Source organism: Rubrivivax sp. JA1055 (genome assembly GCF_020966565.1).
Classification (GTDB): Bacteria; Pseudomonadota; Gammaproteobacteria; order Burkholderiales; family Burkholderiaceae_C; genus Rubrivivax; species Rubrivivax benzoatilyticus.
In genome coordinates this window covers 465551-482076 of record NZ_JAJKFP010000001.1, presented here as the reverse complement: position 1 = coordinate 482076, position 16526 = coordinate 465551, and the positions used below count along the sequence as shown (strand labels likewise).

General features: G+C 73.0%; 18 protein-coding genes and 1 riboswitch. Of the genes, 9 read left to right on the top strand and 9 right to left on the bottom strand.

What is annotated here, in order from left to right:
* Nucleotides 1–141: 141 nt before the first annotated feature.
* A complete protein-coding gene (gpmA, locus tag LOC65_RS02020) occupies nucleotides 142–888 on the bottom strand; it encodes a 2,3-diphosphoglycerate-dependent phosphoglycerate mutase (protein ID WP_009855271.1) in 747 nt (248 codons plus the stop codon).
* A gap of 49 nt (nucleotides 889–937) precedes the next feature.
* On the opposite strand from gpmA, the gene LOC65_RS02015 reads away from it, so the two are divergent.
* The 4 genes from LOC65_RS02015 to LOC65_RS02000 all read left to right on the top strand — a co-directional run bounded on the left by LOC65_RS02015 (nucleotide 938) and on the right by LOC65_RS02000 (nucleotide 3495).
* Nucleotides 938–1546, top strand: a complete 609-nt coding sequence (locus LOC65_RS02015) for a rhodanese-like domain-containing protein (protein WP_230246456.1) — start codon at nucleotides 938–940, stop codon at nucleotides 1544–1546.
* Nucleotides 1547–1647: 101 nt separating this feature from the next.
* Nucleotides 1648–1905, top strand: a complete 258-nt coding sequence (gene grxC / locus LOC65_RS02010; protein WP_009855269.1) for a glutaredoxin 3 — start codon at nucleotides 1648–1650, stop codon at nucleotides 1903–1905.
* Nucleotides 1906–1997: 92 nt separating this feature from the next.
* Entirely contained in the window at nucleotides 1998–2468 is a 471-nt protein-coding gene (gene secB, locus LOC65_RS02005; RefSeq protein ID WP_009855268.1) for a protein-export chaperone SecB, read from the top strand.
* A gap of 46 nt (nucleotides 2469–2514) precedes the next feature.
* Entirely contained in the window at nucleotides 2515–3495 is a 981-nt protein-coding gene (locus LOC65_RS02000) for an NAD(P)H-dependent glycerol-3-phosphate dehydrogenase (protein ID WP_230246455.1), read from the top strand.
* A 145-nt stretch (nucleotides 3496–3640) separates the two neighbouring features.
* Here LOC65_RS02000 and LOC65_RS01995 read toward each other — a convergent pair whose 3' ends face one another.
* Nucleotides 3641–4111, bottom strand: a complete 471-nt coding sequence (locus LOC65_RS01995; RefSeq protein WP_230246454.1) for a tRNA (cytidine(34)-2'-O)-methyltransferase — start codon at nucleotides 4109–4111, stop codon at nucleotides 3641–3643.
* Between the two features lie 14 nt (nucleotides 4112–4125).
* The gene (locus LOC65_RS01990) at nucleotides 4126–4812 is read right to left on the bottom strand and encodes a ComF family protein (RefSeq protein ID WP_230246452.1); all 687 of its coding nucleotides are present in this window, start codon (nucleotides 4810–4812) and stop codon (nucleotides 4126–4128) included.
* 20 nt (nucleotides 4813–4832) lie between these two features.
* On the opposite strand from LOC65_RS01990, the gene LOC65_RS01985 reads away from it, so the two are divergent.
* The gene (locus LOC65_RS01985; RefSeq protein WP_164963095.1) at nucleotides 4833–5744 is read left to right on the top strand and encodes a trans-aconitate 2-methyltransferase; all 912 of its coding nucleotides are present in this window, start codon (nucleotides 4833–4835) and stop codon (nucleotides 5742–5744) included.
* A gap of 83 nt (nucleotides 5745–5827) precedes the next feature.
* The gene (locus LOC65_RS01980; RefSeq protein WP_230246450.1) at nucleotides 5828–6439 is read left to right on the top strand and encodes an SCO family protein; all 612 of its coding nucleotides are present in this window, start codon (nucleotides 5828–5830) and stop codon (nucleotides 6437–6439) included.
* Nucleotides 6440–6496: 57 nt separating this feature from the next.
* Here LOC65_RS01980 and rpoH read toward each other — a convergent pair whose 3' ends face one another.
* The 6 genes from rpoH to LOC65_RS01950 all read right to left on the bottom strand — a co-directional run bounded on the left by rpoH (nucleotide 6497) and on the right by LOC65_RS01950 (nucleotide 13920).
* Nucleotides 6497–7417 carry an RNA polymerase sigma factor RpoH gene (rpoH, locus tag LOC65_RS01975; RefSeq protein WP_230246448.1) on the bottom strand — a complete coding sequence of 307 codons (921 nt, stop codon included), beginning with the start codon at nucleotides 7415–7417 and terminating at the stop codon, nucleotides 6497–6499.
* Between the two features lie 109 nt (nucleotides 7418–7526).
* Nucleotides 7527–8198 carry a YiiX/YebB-like N1pC/P60 family cysteine hydrolase gene (locus LOC65_RS01970; protein ID WP_230246446.1) on the bottom strand — a complete coding sequence of 224 codons (672 nt, stop codon included), beginning with the start codon at nucleotides 8196–8198 and terminating at the stop codon, nucleotides 7527–7529.
* The gene (locus tag LOC65_RS01965; protein ID WP_009855259.1) at nucleotides 8167–8541 is read right to left on the bottom strand and encodes a DUF4878 domain-containing protein; all 375 of its coding nucleotides are present in this window, start codon (nucleotides 8539–8541) and stop codon (nucleotides 8167–8169) included. Before LOC65_RS01965 ends, LOC65_RS01970 begins: the two co-directional genes overlap by 32 nt.
* An 86-nt stretch (nucleotides 8542–8627) precedes the next feature.
* The gene (locus LOC65_RS01960; RefSeq protein ID WP_230246444.1) at nucleotides 8628–11816 is read right to left on the bottom strand and encodes a CHASE domain-containing protein; all 3189 of its coding nucleotides are present in this window, start codon (nucleotides 11814–11816) and stop codon (nucleotides 8628–8630) included.
* 61 nt (nucleotides 11817–11877) lie between these two features.
* On the bottom strand, nucleotides 11878–12972 hold the full coding sequence (gene ychF / locus LOC65_RS01955; RefSeq protein WP_009855257.1) for a redox-regulated ATPase YchF: 1095 nt from the start codon (nucleotides 12970–12972) through the stop codon (nucleotides 11878–11880).
* A 96-nt stretch (nucleotides 12973–13068) separates the two neighbouring features.
* Entirely contained in the window at nucleotides 13069–13920 is an 852-nt protein-coding gene (locus LOC65_RS01950; protein WP_230246443.1) for an MOSC domain-containing protein, read from the bottom strand.
* A gap of 81 nt (nucleotides 13921–14001) precedes the next feature.
* Nucleotides 14002–14114: riboswitch (TPP riboswitch) on the top strand.
* A gap of 67 nt (nucleotides 14115–14181) precedes the next feature.
* On the opposite strand from LOC65_RS01950, the gene thiM reads away from it, so the two are divergent.
* From thiM to thiD, 3 genes are read left to right on the top strand one after another with little or no spacing between them, the layout of a single operon-like run.
* Nucleotides 14182–15012 carry a hydroxyethylthiazole kinase gene (gene thiM / locus LOC65_RS01945; protein ID WP_230246442.1) on the top strand — a complete coding sequence of 277 codons (831 nt, stop codon included), beginning with the start codon at nucleotides 14182–14184 and terminating at the stop codon, nucleotides 15010–15012.
* On the top strand, nucleotides 15005–15670 hold the full coding sequence (thiE, locus tag LOC65_RS01940; RefSeq protein ID WP_230246441.1) for a thiamine phosphate synthase: 666 nt from the start codon (nucleotides 15005–15007) through the stop codon (nucleotides 15668–15670). The genes thiM and thiE overlap by 8 nt, the downstream gene beginning before the upstream one ends.
* Nucleotides 15667–16509 carry a bifunctional hydroxymethylpyrimidine kinase/phosphomethylpyrimidine kinase gene (thiD, locus tag LOC65_RS01935; RefSeq protein ID WP_230246440.1) on the top strand — a complete coding sequence of 281 codons (843 nt, stop codon included), beginning with the start codon at nucleotides 15667–15669 and terminating at the stop codon, nucleotides 16507–16509. Before thiE ends, thiD begins: the two co-directional genes overlap by 4 nt.
* The last annotated feature ends 17 nt before the right edge of the window (nucleotides 16510–16526 follow it).

Sequence of the window (16526 nt, the reverse complement as noted above, 5' to 3'; positions counted from 1 at the left end):
AGGCCGAGGTCAGGTCTCACGAGACCTGACCCCTCCCGGCGTGACCCCTCCCGGCGCGAGACCTGACCCCACCCGCTGGTTGCGCCAACGAAAACGCCGGCGCGAGGCCGGCGTCGTCCGTCGTGCTCGGGGGAGGGCGCGTCAGGCCTTCTTGCCCTGGTTCGCCACCGCAGCCGCGGCCTTGGCGGCCGCCTCGGGGTCGCCGAGGTAGTAGCTGCGGATCGGCTTCAGCTCGTCGTCGAGCTCGTAGACCAGCGGGATGCCGTTGGGAATGTTGAGGCCGACGATGTCGGCGTCGCTGATGCCGTCCAGGTACTTCACCAGCGCGCGGATGCTGTTGCCGTGCGCGGCGATGACCAGGCGCTGGCCGCTCTTGATCGCCGGCGCGAGCTCCTCGTTCCAGAACGGCAGCACGCGCGCGACGGTGTCCTTCAGGCACTCGGTCAGCGGCACCTGCTCGGGGGCGAGCTTGGCGTAACGCGGGTCCTGGCGCTGGCCACGCGGGTCGGCGGCGTCGAGCACCGGCGGCGGCGTGTCGTAGCTGCGGCGCCAGATGAGCACCTGCTGGTCACCGTACTGCTTGGCCATGTCGGCCTTGTTCAGGCCCTGCAGCGCGCCGTAGTGGCGTTCGTTCAGGCGCCAGTCCTTGACGACCGGCAGCCAGGTGCGCTCCATCGTGTCCAGGCAGTGCCACAGCGTCCAGATGGCACGCTTCAACACCGAGGTGTAGGCGACGTCGAACTCGTAGCCGGCGGCCTTCAGCAGGCGGCCCGCTTCGCGCGCCTGGGCGACGCCGGTGTCGGTCAGCGGGACGTCGGTCCAGCCGGTGAAACGGTTCTCGAGGTTCCAGGTGGATTCCCCGTGACGGATCAGGACGAGCTTGTGCATGGCCCGAATTCTATAATTCGCGCCCTCTGCCGCCCTTGACCCCGACGCCTTGAACTTCCTCATCGAAAACTGGTTGCTCGTCTTCATGGCCGCCCTCTCCGGCAGCCTGCTCCTGTGGCAGACGATCCAAGGCGGCACCGGCCGCGGCGTGCCGCCTGCCGAGGCGGTGCGGTTGATCAACCGCGAGAAGGGCGTGCTGATCGACGTATGCGAGCCCGCCGAGTACGAGAAGAGCCACGCCGTCGGCGCGCGCAACATCCCGCTGGCGACGCTGGCCGACGCCAAGGGCCTGCCGGGCAACAAGACGCTGCCGATCCTGCTGCTGTGCGCCTCGGGCGCACGCGCCGGCCGTGCCGCGGCGCAGCTGCAGAAGGCGGGTTACGAGAAGGCCGTCGCGGTGGCCGGCGGCAATGCCGCCTGGCGCGAAGCCAACCTGCCGATGGAAAGCGGTGCCAAGGCCGACAAGCCCGAGAAGGCCGAAAAGGCCGAGAAGAAGGCCAAGGCCGCCAAGGCCGAGCCCAAGCCGCTGCCGGCGCCGGCCGCCGAAGCGCCCGCTGCCGAGCCCGCGCCCGCCCCGGCGCCGGTCGCCGAGATCCCCGTCGCCGAGACCCCGGCCGCCGAGCCGTCGGAGCCGCCCCAGGCGCCGAAGAGCGCCTGAGCCTCGCCCGGTCGGCGCTCGCCCCACGCGCCCTCCGGGTCTTCTCATCCGCCGGACAATCCGGCCTGAGCCCGCCATCCTCGTGCGGGCGAGGAAAGCGCATGAGTTCCGTCCGGATGTACACGACCCAGGTCTGCCCCTACTGCCTGCGCGCCAAGGCGCTGCTCAAGCAGCGCGGCGTCGAGGCGATCGAGGAGATCCGCGTCGACCTGGACCCCGCCCAGCGCGACACGATGATCGCGCTCACCGGACGCCGCACCGTGCCGCAGATCTTCATCGGCGAGACCCACGTCGGCGGCTGCGACGACCTGATCGCGCTGGACCAGCGCGGCGGCCTCGCGCCCCTGCTCGCGGGCTGACCGGCCCGGGGCGGACGCCCCGGTGCGCTGGTCCATAATCGCCGGCCGCTGCCGCCCGAACCCGGGCGGCCACCTCCCAACACGGAAGCACCATGGCCGACGAGACCCCCGTTTTCCAGATCCAGCGCATGTACCTGAAGGACCTGTCGCTGGAGCAGCCGAACTCGCCGCAGATCCTGCTCGAGCAGCAGCAGCCGGCGGTCGAGATCAACCTCGCGATGGCCGCCGAGGTCGTGGCCGACGGCATCTTCGAGGTCACCGTCACCGCCACCGTGACGACCAAGGTCGCCGACAAGACGCTGTTCCTCGTCGAGGCCAAGCAGGCCGGCATCTTCGAGATCCGCAACATCCCCGACGAGCAGATGCAGGGCATCCTGGGCATCGTCTGCCCGCAGATGGTCTACCCCTATCTGCGCGCCATCGTCTCGGACGTCTGCACGCGCGCCGGCTTCCCGCCGATCCTGCTGAACGAGGTCAACTTCCAGGCCATGTTCGAGGCCCGCATGCAGGCCGAGGCCGCCCAGGCCAACGGCGGCTCGCCGATCATCACCTCGGCGAACTGATCGCCTTCGCGGGGCCGCCCGGCCCCGCCCCCGCGCTGCCGACACGATGAAGATCGCCGTCCTCGGCGCCGGTGCCTGGGGCACGGCGCTCGCCGCCGCGGCCGCGCCGCGTCACGAGGTCCTGCTCTGGACCCGTGACGCCGCCCAGGCTGCCGAGATCGCGGCCACCGGCCGCAACACCCGCTACCTCGGCGACGAGCCGCTGCCCGCCGGCCTGCGCATCAGCGCCGACCGCGACGCCGCGCTCGCCCACTGTGCCGACGGCCTGCTGGTCATCGCCACGCCGATGGCCGGGCTGCGCGAACACCTGGGCTCGCTGCCCGACGATCGCCCCGCGCTCTGGGCCTGCAAGGGCTTCGAGAGCGTCACCGGCCTGCTCGGCCACGAGATCGCGCGCGAGCTGCGCCCCGGCGCCGCCGGCGGCGTGCTGTCGGGCCCGAGCTTCGCGCTCGAGGTGCTGCGCGGCCAGCCGACGGCGCTGGTCGCCGCCAGCGAGTCCGACGCCCTGGCCGCGGCCGCCGTCGAGGCCTTCCACAGCGACACGCTGCGTGTCTACACGGCACGCGACATCGTCGGCGTCGAGGTCGGCGGCGCGGTGAAGAACGTGCTGGCGATCGCCACCGGCATCGGCGACGGCCTCGCCGCCACGGGCCTGAACGCCCGCGCCGCGCTGGTCACACGCGGGCTGGCCGAGATGACGCGGCTGGGCGTCGCGCTCGGCGGCCAGGCGGCCACCTTCATGGGGCTGTCGGGCCTGGGCGACCTGGTGCTCACGGCCACCGGCGACCTGTCGCGCAACCGCAAGGTCGGCCTGGCGCTGGCCGCCGGCAAGGCGCTGCCCAACATCCTGGCCGAGCTCGGCCACGTCTCCGAAGGCGTCTACAGCGCTGCCACCGTGCTGCAGCGCGCACGGGCGCTGGGTGTCGAGATGCCGATCACCGAGGCCGTCGTCGAGGTCCTCGAAGGCCGCGTCTCGCCCGAGACCGCGCTGCGGCGCCTGATGGGCCGGCAGTCGAAGGCCGAGTAGTGGGGCCTCGCAGTTCGAGCGCCGCGCAGCAGCCATCGTCAGACTGACTGGAGCCTCCCTCGTGGAGGGAGGCTGGAGGGTGTGGTCGAACGAACTGGAGCACCCTCCCGGAGGGGGCTCGGGGAGCCGTGCGTAAAGCCGCCTTCTAGGCGGCGCCGGCGTAGCCGGCCTGCCGCCAGGCGTCGAAGACTGCGACCGCCACCGCGTTGCTGAGGTTCAGGCTGCGCTGGCCGGCGCGCATCGGCAGGCGCACACGCTGCGCGTCGGGGAACCGTGCCAGCAGCTCGGCCGGCAGGCCGGCGCTCTCGGCGCCGAAGACCAGCCAGTCGCCCGGCGTCCAGCGCTGCTCGGCCAGCGGGTGCGAGCCGCGGGTCGTGAACGCGAACATCCGCGCCGGGTCGGGGCGTTCGCTCTCCAGCAGCGCGTCCCAGGACGCGTGGCGGCGCACCGGCGCGTACTCGTGGTAGTCCAGCCCGGCGCGGCGCAGCTGCTTGTCGTCCATCGAATAACCCAGCGGTTCGACGAGGTGCAGCCGGCAGCCGGTGTTGGCCGCCAGGCGGATGACGTTGCCGGTGTTCGGCGGGATTTCGGGGTGGACGAGCACGATGTCGAACATCGGCCGACCATAACTCACTCGGGGGTGCGCGCCAGGATCCAGGCGTCGACCGCCGCGGCGCCGGCCTGGCGCAAGGCGGCCGCGGCTTCGCGCAGCGTCGTGCCGGTGGTCGCGACGTCGTCGACCAGCGCAATGCGGCGCCCGGCGAGCACGGCGCGCGCCGACGGCGGCACGTGGAAGGCGGCGCGCAGATTGGCCAGGCGTTCGGCGCGCCCCAGCTCGGCCTGCGGCGGCGTGTCGATCAGCCGTTCCAGCAAGTCGGTGCGCGCCGGCACGCCGCGTTGCCGGGCGGCGCGGCGCGCGATCTCCCAGGCCTGGTTGTAGCCGCGCTCGGCCAGCCGCCGGGCCGACAGCGGCACCGGCACGACGACCTCCGGCACCGGCAGCGCCGCGGCGGCGTCGGCCACGAGCGGCGCCAGCGCGGCGGCGAGTTCGACGCGGCCGTGGAACTTCAGCGCCGCGACCAGGCCGTCCCAGGGGAAACCGTAGTCGGCGGCGCAGGCGGTGTGCTCGAACGGCGGCGGGTGCTGGCGGCATTCGCCGCACAGATCGCCGGCGGCCAGCGGCAGCGCGCAGCGGCGGCAGCGTGGCCGCGGTGCGGCGAAACGTGCGACGCAGTCGGCGCACAGCGCCGCGCGGGTGGCGCTGCGGCAGACCTCGCACTGTCCGGGCAAGCGGGCGAGCCAGGCGGCCGAAAGCATGGTCTCAATATACTGGCCGCATGCCCGAGACCGACGCCGCCGAGCGCAGCACGCGCCGCCCGCTCGACGAGGCGGCGCTGGCCCGCGTGCTGCGCCGCCTGCGCGCCGCCGACGCGCCGCCCTGGCTGCACGGCGAGGTCGCGCGCCGCATGGCCGACCGCCTGGCGGTCATCCGCAAGCAGCCGGCGAAGGTGCTCGACTGGTGGGCCGCCACCGGCGCCAGCCGCGGCGTGCTGGCCGCGGCCTATCCGGCCGCCGAGATCGTCGCCGTCGAGTCCGAGGCCGCGCCGGCGCCGGCCGCAGCGCCGTGGTGGTCGCCGCGGCGCTGGGGCGGCGCTCGCCCGCTGCAGGTGCTGGCCGAGGCCGACGTGCCGCCGGGCGGCGCCGAGCTGGTCTGGGCGAACATGATGCTGCACGGTGTCGCCGACCCGCGGGCCGCGATGGCGCGCTGGCACCGGGCGCTGGCCGTCGACGGGTTCCTGATGTTCTCGACACTCGGCCCGGGCACGCTGGAGCGGCTGCGTTCGCTCTATGCCGCGCAGGGCTGGCCGGCGCCGTTCGCGCCCTTCGTCGACATGCATGACCTCGGCGACATGCTGGTCGAGGCCGGTTTCGCCGACCCGGTGATGGACCAGGAGATCGTCACGCTGACCTGGCCCGACGCGGCGGCGGCGATCGCCGAGCTGCGCACCCTGGGCGGCAACGTCGCGGTGTCGCGCCACGCCGGCCTGCGCACGCCGCGCTGGCGTCGGCGGCTCGAGGCGGCGCTCGCCGCCGACGCCGCTGCCGATGGCCGCCCGGCGCTCGCTTTCGAGATCGTCTTCGGCCACGCCTTCCGGCCGCCGCCGCGGCCGCGTGTCGCGGCGCAGACCGCGGTGCCGCTCGACGACCTGCGCAGCATGGTGCGCGCCGGGCGTCCCGGCCGCGGCTGATGCCCCCGCGCCCCGGCGCCGTCAGGGGCAGCCTCGCAACGCTGCTAGGCTTGCCGCTTCCGTCCGTTCGCGCTCCTCAGGCCATGACTGTCCGTTCCCGCCGTCTGATCCTCGCCGCCGCCGCGGCGCTCGCGCTCGCCGCCTGTGACAGTGGCAACAGCCCGCCGCGTGCCGGCTTCGACGGCGTCGACATCACCGGCGCCGACTACGCGAAAGAGCTGAACCTGCCCGACGCCGACGGCCGCCGGCGCAGCCTGCAGGACTTCCGCGGCAAGGTCACGGTGGTCTTCTTCGGCTACACCCAGTGCCCCGACGTCTGCCCGACGACGATGGTCGAGCTCGCCGAGGTCAAGCGCCAGCTGGGGCCCGACGGCGAGCGCATCCAGGGCGTGTTCGTCAGCGTCGACCCCGAGCGCGACACGCCGGAGATGCTGAAGGCCTACGTCGCCAACTTCGACCCCGGCTTCGTCGCGTTGCGCGGCACGCCCGAAGAGACCAAGGCCGCGGCCAAGCAGTTCAAGGTCTTCTACAACAAGGTCGCCGGCCAGACGCCGACCAGCTACACGATCGACCACACCGCCGGCTCCTACGTCTTCGACGCCCAGGGCCGGGTGCGCGTGTTCACGCGCTACGGCGCCGGCATCGACAAGCTCCGGCACGACCTGAAGATCCTGCTCGACGAGAAGGCCGCCTGAAAACGATGCGGGCCGCCCGAAGGCGGCCCGGCGGTGGGGCAGGGCGGCGGCGGCGCGTCAGGCGGCGGCCTCGAGCGCCTTGCGCATCTTCTTCATCGCCGCGACCTCGATCTGGCGGATGCGCTCGGCGCTGACGCCGTATTCGGCCGCCAGTTCGTGCAGCGTCATGCCGCCGCTGGAGTCGTCGTTGACCTTCAGCCAGCGCTCCTCGACGATGCGGCGGCTGCGTGCGTCCAGCACCGACAGCGCCTGGGCGATGCCGTCGCCGGACAGCCAGTCGCGGCGGCGGGCCTCGAGCAGGCGCGTCGGCTCGCTGGCCTCGTCGGCCAGGTAGGCGATCGGCGCGAAGCTCTCCTCGCTGTCGTCGGTCTGCGGCTCCAGCGCGACGTCGCCGCCGGCGAGCCGGGTCTCCATCTCGACGACTTCGTCGGGCTTGACGTTCAGCTCGCGCGCGACGGTCTCGACCTCGGCCGGCGTCAGCGTGCTGCGGTGCAGGTCGGCCTCGGCGGCGTCGGCCTTCAGGCCCTGCTTCATCGAGCGCAGGTTGAAGAACAGCTTGCGCTGGGCCTTGGTCGTCGCGACCTTGACCATGCGCCAGTTCTTCAGGATGTATTCGTGGATCTCGGCCTTGATCCAGTGCAGCGCGTAGCTGACCAGGCGCACGCCCTGGTCGGGGTCGAAGCGCTTGACGGCCTTCATCAGGCCGACGTTGCCTTCCTGGATCAGGTCGCCGTGCGGCAGGCCGTAGCCCAGGTACTGGCGCGAGACCGAGACGACGAGGCGCAGGTGCGACAGCACCAGGCGGCCGGCGGCTTCGAGGTCGCCGTGCTCGCGCAGGCGCTTGCCGAGCGCCACTTCTTCTTGTGCGCTGAGCATCGGCAGGCGATTGACGGCCGTGATGTAGGCGTCGAGATGGCCGATCGAGGGCACCAGGGCCCACGGATCGCGGACGGTCAGGGCGGTGGGGGCAGGGTTCATGGTGGCTTGGGAGTCCTGGAGGAGGTCTCGAGTTCCACAAAATATTAGCACTCGGTCAGGATGAGTGCTAAAGACCGGCTGTGTCGCCGTTGTGAGCGTGTGCCTACATTCATGGCTGGTCTCGAATCTCCGAGAGCATCGCGTCGCGGCGCAGACCATCCGGCGAATAGGCCGGCTCGCGCAGTGTCGGCGCGCTGACCGTGGCCAGGCGCGGCGCCAGGTCGACGCCGCCGGCGCGCAGGGCTTTCAACACCAGCTCGGTGCAGTACATCGTGGTGTCGTCCGAGTACACGAATCCGAGGTCGAAAGGCTTGCCGACCTGGGCTTCGAGATAACGCCGCAGCGCCGCGCCGGCCGCCGGGGTCAGGTTCGGCGCCCGGAAGACTGCGACCTCGGCCGCGAGTTCCGCGGCGGCGAAGGCCTGCAACGACTCGCGCAGCACGCCCGACGGGCCCTGGCCCTCGCCCGGCGTCGCATGCACGACCATCGGCCGGCCGTCGTCGATCAGCAGCATGCCGACGTGGGAGAAACGCGCCCGGTCGTCCTGCGCGAGGACGATGCCGGCCATCAGGTCACGTCCGCGCCGGAAGACGAGATCGCCGTCGCGCAAGACCTGCACGGCCGGCAGCGGTGTCACGGGCCCGGCTTCGACCGGCGGTGTGCGATCGGCGCGCAGCGTCGCCGAGACGGCCGCCGCTGCGGCCAGCGCGACCCCCAGGCCCAGCGCCGTCAGCGGCGCCGCCGGCCGGCTACTTCGCCGCGCCGATCTTCCACTTGCCATCTTCCTGGATGAGCTTGACCGCCTCGGTCTTCGCGGGGCACTGGCCCTTGTAGCTGACGGTGGCGCTGCCCTGGCGGACCTCGCCCTCGCCCGACAGCTTGACCTCGACCGACTTGATGCCGCCGCATTCGCCGACGCGGGTCGACTCCTTGGCCAGCGCCGCGCTGATCTTCTGCGGCCCGAGCAGGGCCACGATCTGCTGCGACAGATAACTCTGGGCCTCGGTGATCTGCCCCTTGCCGACGGCGGTGTAGAAACTCTCGACCGTCGACTCCGGCGACTTGGCGCAACCGGCCACCAGCAGCAGCGGCGCGGCAAGCGCCGCGATCTTGAACGCTCTCATGAACCCTCCCTGGGCATCGGATCTTGTCGCGTCGAGTGTAGCGACGGCCCGCCGAGGCAGCGGCCACGTTCGAGGTGCTCCGCCCGTCACAAGCCCCAGCGTGTCTCGTGCGACGCCAGCGCCTCGTCGACGGTGCGCAGGAAGCGGCGCACGTCCAGCGGCTTGGTGACGTACTGCGCCGCGCCCAGCGTCAGCGCCTCCTGCATGCGCGCCGTCGTCGCGTCGGCGCTGACGACGATCACCGGGATGTCGGCGACGTCGCGGTCCTGCTTCAGGTGGCGCAGCAGCTCCAGGCCGCTGATGTCGGGCAGGTGCATGTCCAGCAGGATCAGGTGCGGCCGGTGCTGGCGCACCGCGGCCAGCCCGTCCAGACCCATCGTCGAGACCTCCAGCACGATCTGCGGCCGCTGCGCGAGCACGCCGCGCATGACCTCGACGTTGGTCTCGTTGTCCTCGATGTAGTGCACGCGCCGCCGGGTGTAGGGCTCCAGCGGCGCGCTGATCGTCGACGGCGGCGCGCCGGCCACCAGCTCGGCGCGCGGCAGCGTCAGCGTGAACACCGAGCCGCTGCCGGCGGTGCTGTCGCCGTCGAGCGTGCCGCCCATCAGCTCGGCCAGCCGGCGGCTGATGACGAGGCCGATGCCGGTGCCCTCGATCGTGCTCTGCTCGCGGCCCAGCCGGTTGTAGGGCTGGAACAGGCCGGCCACCTGCTCCGGCGTCATGCCCAGGCCGGTGTCGCGCACGCGCAGCTGCACGTGTTCGTCGTCGGGCGCCAGCGACTCGACGACGACGGTGCCGCCCGGCCGGTTGTACTTGACCGCGTTGGACAGCAGGTTGGTCAGCACCTGCTTGAGCCGCGTGTCGTCGGCCAGCACCGCCAGCGCTTCCGGCGCGAGTTCGGCATCCACCGTGACGCCCATGCGCTCGGCGGCGGTGGCGATCATCTCGATGCTGGCGCCGACGGCCGAACGCAGGTCCAGCGGGCGCAGGTCCAGCTGCACCGCACCGGTCTCCAGCCGCGCCAGGTCCAGCGTGTCGTTGATCATCGCCAGCAGGTGCCAGCCGGCGCGCAGCATCTGCGTCGACCACTCGCGCTGGTGCGGCGCCAGCGGCGGGTCGCGGTCCAGGCCCAGCAGCTGGGCGAAGCCGATCATCGCGTTCAGCGGCGTGCGCAGCTCGTGGCTCATGCGCGACAGGAACTCGGTCTTGGCGCGGTTGGCGGCCTCGGCGCGGTGCAGCGCCCGCTCCGACTCCTCGAGCCGCCGGTGCTCGGTGATGTCCTCGGCGACACCGGCCAGGCGCCAGGGCTGGCCCGAGGCGTCGTGCAGCAGCGTGAACAGCGTGCGCGCGTGCAGCGCCGCGCCGTCGGCACGTAGCAGCCGCGTCTGGCGGCGCACCGTGCTCGCGCCGCCGGCACGCAGCGTGCGCAGCGCCTGGCGGTCGGCCTCGCGTTCGTCGGGGTGGGAGATGTCGTCGAGCGAGCAGCGCACCAGCTCTTCGGCGCTGCGGCCGAGCATCGTGCACAGGCAGGGGTTGGTGTCGAGCAGGCGGCCGTCGAGGTCGGCGAACATCACGCCGATCGGCACGTTGTCGAGGATGCCGCGCAGCCGGTCCTGCACCTCGCGCATCTCCTCCTCGGCGCGACGGCGCTCGCCGATCTCGCGGCGCAGCTCGGCGGTGCGCTCGTCGACGGCCAGGCCGATGCGGTGGGCGCGACCGGTCACGGTCAGCAGCAGCGCACCGAGCACGGCGGCGGCGGCCAGCCCGGCCACCGAGAACACCCAGGCGTTGGTCTGCTGGCGTTCACGTTCCCAGGCCGGCGTCGAAGTCACGCGCAGTTCCAGCGTGCGTGCGGCCAGCGCGATGCGGTGCTCGGCGCGCAGGCCCTCGGGGCGTTCGTCCTCGCAGCCGGTGGGGCCGGCCAGGCGGACACGTTCGATGCCGGGCTCGGTGTCGACCAGACACCAGTGCAGGCCGGCGGCGTCGTTGCCCGGCAGGCTGGAGAGCAGGCGTTCGGCGCGCACGGTGACGAACAGCACGCCGGTGAAGCGCTCGGCGCGTGTTGCGGCGTCCGCCGGCCGGCCGCCGGCGTAGAGCGGGTAGTACAGGACGAAGCCGTTCTCGTCGTCCTTCGGGTCCGACTGCGACAGCCGGAACGCCGCGGTGGCCGTCGGCTCGCCGCTCTGGCGTGCCAGCTCCAGCGCGGCGCGGGCCGCCGGGATCGTCGTGATGTCGACGCCCAGCGCCCGTTCGTTGGACTCGCGCGGCGCGATGAGGTCGATCACCAGCGCATCCGGCGAGCTGGTCGGCCCGCGCATGTGCACCGTGAAGTCGGCCGCGCCGGCGCCGCGCTGGCGGGCCTCGAAGGCGGCGATCGCGTGGCGCGGCACGCGGCTGGCGTGGCCCGCGGCGCGCAGCTGCAGCGGCTGCGACAGCCACCAGCGCGCCGCGTCGTCCAGCATGGCGGCATTCATGCCGCCGGCCGCCCGGTAGGCGCCGGCCAGGGCCTGCAGCGCCTGCAACGGCTCGTGCAGCTGGCGGTCGGCGTCGGCGGCCAGCGTTGCGGCGTCGGCCTGGAAGCTGGCGACGAGGCGCTCGCGGTCCCAGCGCCCCACCGCCACCGTCGCGCCGGCCAGCAGCAGCGTCGTGGCCAGCAGCGGCAGCGCCACCGTGCGCCGCCGCGGGCGCCAGGCGGCGGCCGGCCGGCCGACGAGGGTCAGCGCCAGCGGGGCACCGATCATCACGCCGAGCGTGTCGCCGACCCACCAGGTCAGCGCCGTCACCGGCGCCTGGCTGTTGCTCAGCGCCCCGGCGCTCCACAGCGCCGTCGTCGCGACGACAGGGTTGACCAGGCAGGCGACGATGCCGCCCCAGACGCCGGTGGCCGTGATGTCGCGCACGCTGTCGAGCACCAGCGGCTGCGGCACCAGCCGTCGTACCAGCGCCGCGCCCAGCGCGGCCTGCAGCATCGCGCCAAAGCCGATCGCCACCGGCACGAGCAGGGCGGAGAGCTCGGCCTGCCCGCGAGCCGCGCCGAGCACGAGGTTGACGAGACAGCTGCCGAGAAAGACCCCGGGCAGTGCCGCGCGCCCGTAGACCAGCACCGCGACCAGCGCGATGCCTGACGGCGGATACAACGGCGAGGCGTAGCCCGGCGGCACGGCCAGCAGCAGGGCCAGCCAGCCGATCGCCGCGTAGGCGAGGGCCGTCGCGACGGCGACCCGCCAGGCGGGTGGAGTGGCGACGGCGGACGGGGCGTCGGCGTTCGGGCGCACGGACCCACTCTACCGCCGCCCGGCGCCGCGTGTCGCGGCGCTCAGGAAATGGTCGTGGGGATCAGACGTTGAACAGGAAGTTCATCACGTCGCCGTCCTTGACGACGTATTCCTTGCCTTCGGCGCGCATCTTGCCGGCGTCCTTGGCACCCTGTTCGCCGCCGAAGGCGACGAAGTCCTCGTAGGCGATGGTCTGGGCGCGGATGAAGCCGCGCTCGAAGTCGGTGTGGATGACGCCGGCGGCCTGCGGCGCGGTGTCGCCGATGTGGATCGTCCAGGCGCGCACTTCCTTCACGCCGGCGGTGAAGTAGGTCTGCAGGCCCAGCAGCGTGAACGCGGCGCGGATCAGGCGGTTCAGGCCCGGCTCGTCCTGGCCCATCTCGGCCAGGAACAGCGTGCGGTCCTCGTCGGACATGTCGGCCAGGTCGGCCTCGGTCTTGGCGCAGATCGCGACCACCGGCGCCTTCTGCGCCGCGGCGTACTCGCGCAGCCGCTCGAGGTAGGCGTTGTTCTCGAAGCCGTCCTCGGCGACGTTGCCGACGAACATCGCCGGCTTGGCGGTGATCAGGCACAGCGGCTTGAGCACGACCAGCTCTTCCTTGCTGAAGTCGATCGAGCGCACCGGCTTGGCCTCGTTCAGCGCCGCCTGGCACTTCTGCAGCACGTCGACCAGGCGCTGGGCTTCCTTGTCGCCGCCGGCACGCGCCTGCTTGGAGTAGCGCACCAGGCTCTTCTCGACGGTGCCCAGGTCGGCCAGGCAGAGCTCGGTCTGGATGACCTCGATGTCGGCGATCGGGTCGACACGGCCGGCGACGTGGATCACGTTCTCGTCGTCGAAGCAGCGCACGACGTTGACGATGGCGTCGGTCTCGCGGATGTGGCTCAGGAACTGGTTGCCCAGGCCTTCGCCCTTGCTGGCGCCGGCCACGAGGCCCGCGATGTCGACGAACTCGACGATCGCCGGCACGACACGCTCGGGCTTGACGATCTCGGAGAGCTTGACGAGGCGCGGATCGGGCAGCTCGACGACGCCGACGTTGGGCTCGATCGTGCAGAACGGGTAGTTCTCGGCGGCGATGCCGGCCTTGGTGAGGGCGTTGAAGAGGGTGGACTTGCCGACGTTGGGCAGGCCCACGATGCCGCACTTGAGGCTCATGGAGGGGCTTTCGCGAAAGGAGGCGTTCGGGGCGCCGGCGGCAGGCGCCGGCGCGAAGGCGGCGATTTTCCTACAGCCGGCGCCCGCCGTGCGGATTCAGAAGGCCCAGCTCGCGTTCGCCGCCTGGCCGCGGCGCAGCGTGCGGCCGAAACCTTCGACGATCACCGCGTTCATGCCGAAGGTGATGCCGCCATCCATGCGCGCGTCGGCGCGGAAACCGGCCAGCGTCGCGCCGGGCTCGGCGCCGGTCTCGGCCGTCGCCGGGTCGACGTTCGGGATCGAGCAGCGCACGCAGGGTTTGACGAGCTTCAGCCGCACCGGGCCGCCGTCGGCCTCGATGACGATCTCGTCGACGTGGTCCTCGTCGAAGGGCTGCAGGCCGTCGAGCACGAGGTTGGGGCGGAAACGTTCGATGCCCACCGGCGGCTGGCCGCGTGCCGCCAGACGCTCGTTCAGTTCGGCCAGCGAGGCGGTGGAGGCGACGAGGATCGGGAAGCCGTCGGAGAACTGGTTCTCGGCCTCGATGTCGCCGGTCCAGCGGCGCGAGGACAGCCGGCGCTGCTCGGGGTCGAAACGCAGCAGCCGCGCCGGGCGGCCGAGGAAGTCGCCGAACCACTGCGCGGCCAGCGCGCCGAGGTCGTAAGCCGCGACCTCGTCGTCCCAGACGCGGGCGCGGGTGGCGCGCTCGACCTGGTCGACCGGCAGGTGCAGCGCCAGCATGCCGGGCGCACGCAGCACCAGCTCGTCGCCGCGCAGCGTGGTCGCGACCAGCGCCAAACGCGGCAGCTGGCGCTGGGTGAGCATCGCGCCGGTCTCGTCGACCAGCATCCAGGCGCGGTCCAGGTCGAGGCCGGTCTCGACGACGAGCGCTTCGTCGCATTCGATGCCGGCGCAGGACTTCACGGGGTGGACGAACAGCTGCGCGACGCGGCAGTCGAGATCGCTCAAACGAGCCTCCGAACGGCGGGGTGGGACGCCGATTGTGCGCGGCCCGCGCCTTCTAGAATGGCGTTCGCCGCGCCTGTTGCGCGGTCTCGCTGGGGGTGCTGGCCCGGCCGTCGTGCGACGGCCAGGCCGGCTGAGAGAGTCCCTTAGAACCTGATTGAGGTAATCCTCGCGCAGGGAAGTCGAGTCCGGAAGCGCCGCTGCCGTGCTGCCGCGCCGCCGCTTCCGGAGCCGGCCGACCTGCCATTTCGTTGCAAGGACGTCATGGCAAGAACCACGCTCCAGGCCCGCGATCTCTGGGCCGACATCCAGACCCTGCGCGAGCGCCGCCCGCTCGTGCACAGCATCACCAACGTGGTGGTGACCAACTTCAACGCCAACGTGCTGCTGGCCGCCGGCGCCTCGCCGGTGATGACCCAGGCGCACGAGGAGCTGGAGGACATGGTCGCCATCGCCCAGGCGCTGGTCATCAACATCGGCACGCTCGACGCCTATGCCGTCGAGGCGATGACGATCGCGCTGCGCGCCGCCAACGCGCGCGGCGTGCCGGTGGCGCTGGACCCGGTGGGCGCCGGCGCCACGGCCTACCGCAACCGCACGCTGGCGGCGCTGCTGGCCGCCGGGCGGCCGACGGCGATCCGCGGCAACGCCTCGGAGATCATGAGCCTGGCCGGCGAGGCCGTCGCCACGCGCGGCGTCGACAGCAGCGCCGGCGCCGAGGCGGCGCTGGCGCCGGCGCTGGCACTGGCGGCCAACCACGGCGCCGTCGTTTGCGTCAGCGGCGCCGTCGACCACGTCGTCGCGCCCGACGGCCGTGTGCTGCGCCTGGACAACGGCCACGAGTGGATGACACGCATCACCGGCGTCGGCTGCTCGCTGACGGCGCTGGTCGGCGCCTTCTGCGCCGTGCAGCCCGACGCCTGGCGCGCCACCGCCGCGGCCACCGCGCTGATGGGCGTGGCCGGCGAGATCGCCGCCGAGCAGGCGCGCGCCCGTGGCGCCGGCGTCGGCACGATGGCCGCGCTGCTGGTCGACGCGCTGCAGCTCGTCGACGAAGCCGGTTTCCTGGCCCGCGCGAGGCTGCTCGATGACTGAGCGCCGCGTGCCGATGGCCGGCTGGGGCGTCGAGGCGCTGCGGCTGATGCTGGTCACCGACGAGGCGCTGTGCGCCGGCCGGCCGCTGGAGCAGGTCGTCGCCGCCGCCGTCCGGGGCGGCGTGCGCTGCGTGCAGCTGCGCGAGAAACAGCTCGGCACACGCGCTTTCGTCGAACGTGCCCGGGCGCTGAAGGCGCTGCTGGCGCCGCTGCGGGTGCCGCTGGTCGTCAACGACCGTGTCGACGTCGCGCTGGCCTGCGGTGCCGACGGCGTGCACCTGGGCCAGAGCGACATGCCGGTCGAGGACGCGCGCCGGCTGCTGCCGCCCGAGGTCTTCATCGGCTGGTCGGTCGAGAGCTTCGACGACCTGCGCCGCGCGGCCACACTGCCGCTGGACTACCTGGGCACCAGCCCGGTGTTCGCGACGGCGACCAAGAGCGACGCCGCGCCGCCCTGGGGGCTGGCCGGCCTGCGCGCGGCGCGCGACGCGACGGCGCTGCCGCTGGTCGCCATCGGCGGCCTGCACGCCGGCAATGCCGCGCTGGCCATTGCACACGGCGCCGACAGCGTCGCCGTCGTCAGCGCGATCTGCGCCGCGGCCGACCCGGAAGCGGCGGCGCGCGAGCTGGCCCGTGCGGTCGCGGAGGGCGCACGATGACGCCGCCGCCCTTCACTCACCGCTACGCGCGGGTGCTGATCATCGCCGGCTCGGACAGCGGCGGCGGTGCCGGCATCCAGGCCGACCTGAAGGCCGTCGCCGCGCTCGGCGCCTACGGCATGACGGCGATCACCGCGCTGACGGCGCAGAACACGCGGGGCGTGCGCGCGATCCACGGCGTGCCGCCGGCGATGCTGCGCGCCCAGATCGACGCCGTCGCCGAGGACATCGGCGCCGACGCGGTGAAGATCGGCATGCTGCACGCGCCGGAGATCGTGCACGCCGTCGCCGACGCGCTCGACGCCCACCGCCTGGCGCCGGTGGTGCTGGACCCGGTGATGATCTCGACCAGCGGCTCGCGCCTGCTGCAGGACGACGCCGTGCAGGCGCTGGTCGCCGAGCTCTTCCCGCGTGCCGCGCTGGTCACGCCCAACCTCGACGAAGCCGGGTTCCTGACCGGCCGCCGGCTGGACGACGAAGCCGGCATGGCGGCGGCCGCCGACGAGCTGCTGGCGCGCGGCGCGCCGGCGGTGCTGCTCAAGGGCGGCCATCTGCCGGGCGACGAGGTCGCCGACCTGCTGGCCACGCGCGCCGGCGGCCGGCGCTGGCTGCGCGCGCCGCGTATCGCCAGCGCCAACACGCATGGCACCGGCTGCACGCTGTCGTCGGCGATCGCCGCACGGCTGGCCTTGGGCGACACGCTGGACGCCGCGGTGCAGTCCGCGCACGCCTACGTGCGCCAGGCGCTGGCCGCCGGCGCGGCGGTGCGCACCGGCGCCGGCAGCGGGCCGCTGAACCACGGCGCGGCGCCCGAGCCGACGCGGCTGATCGAGCTGTGACGCCGTCGCGGGCTTGC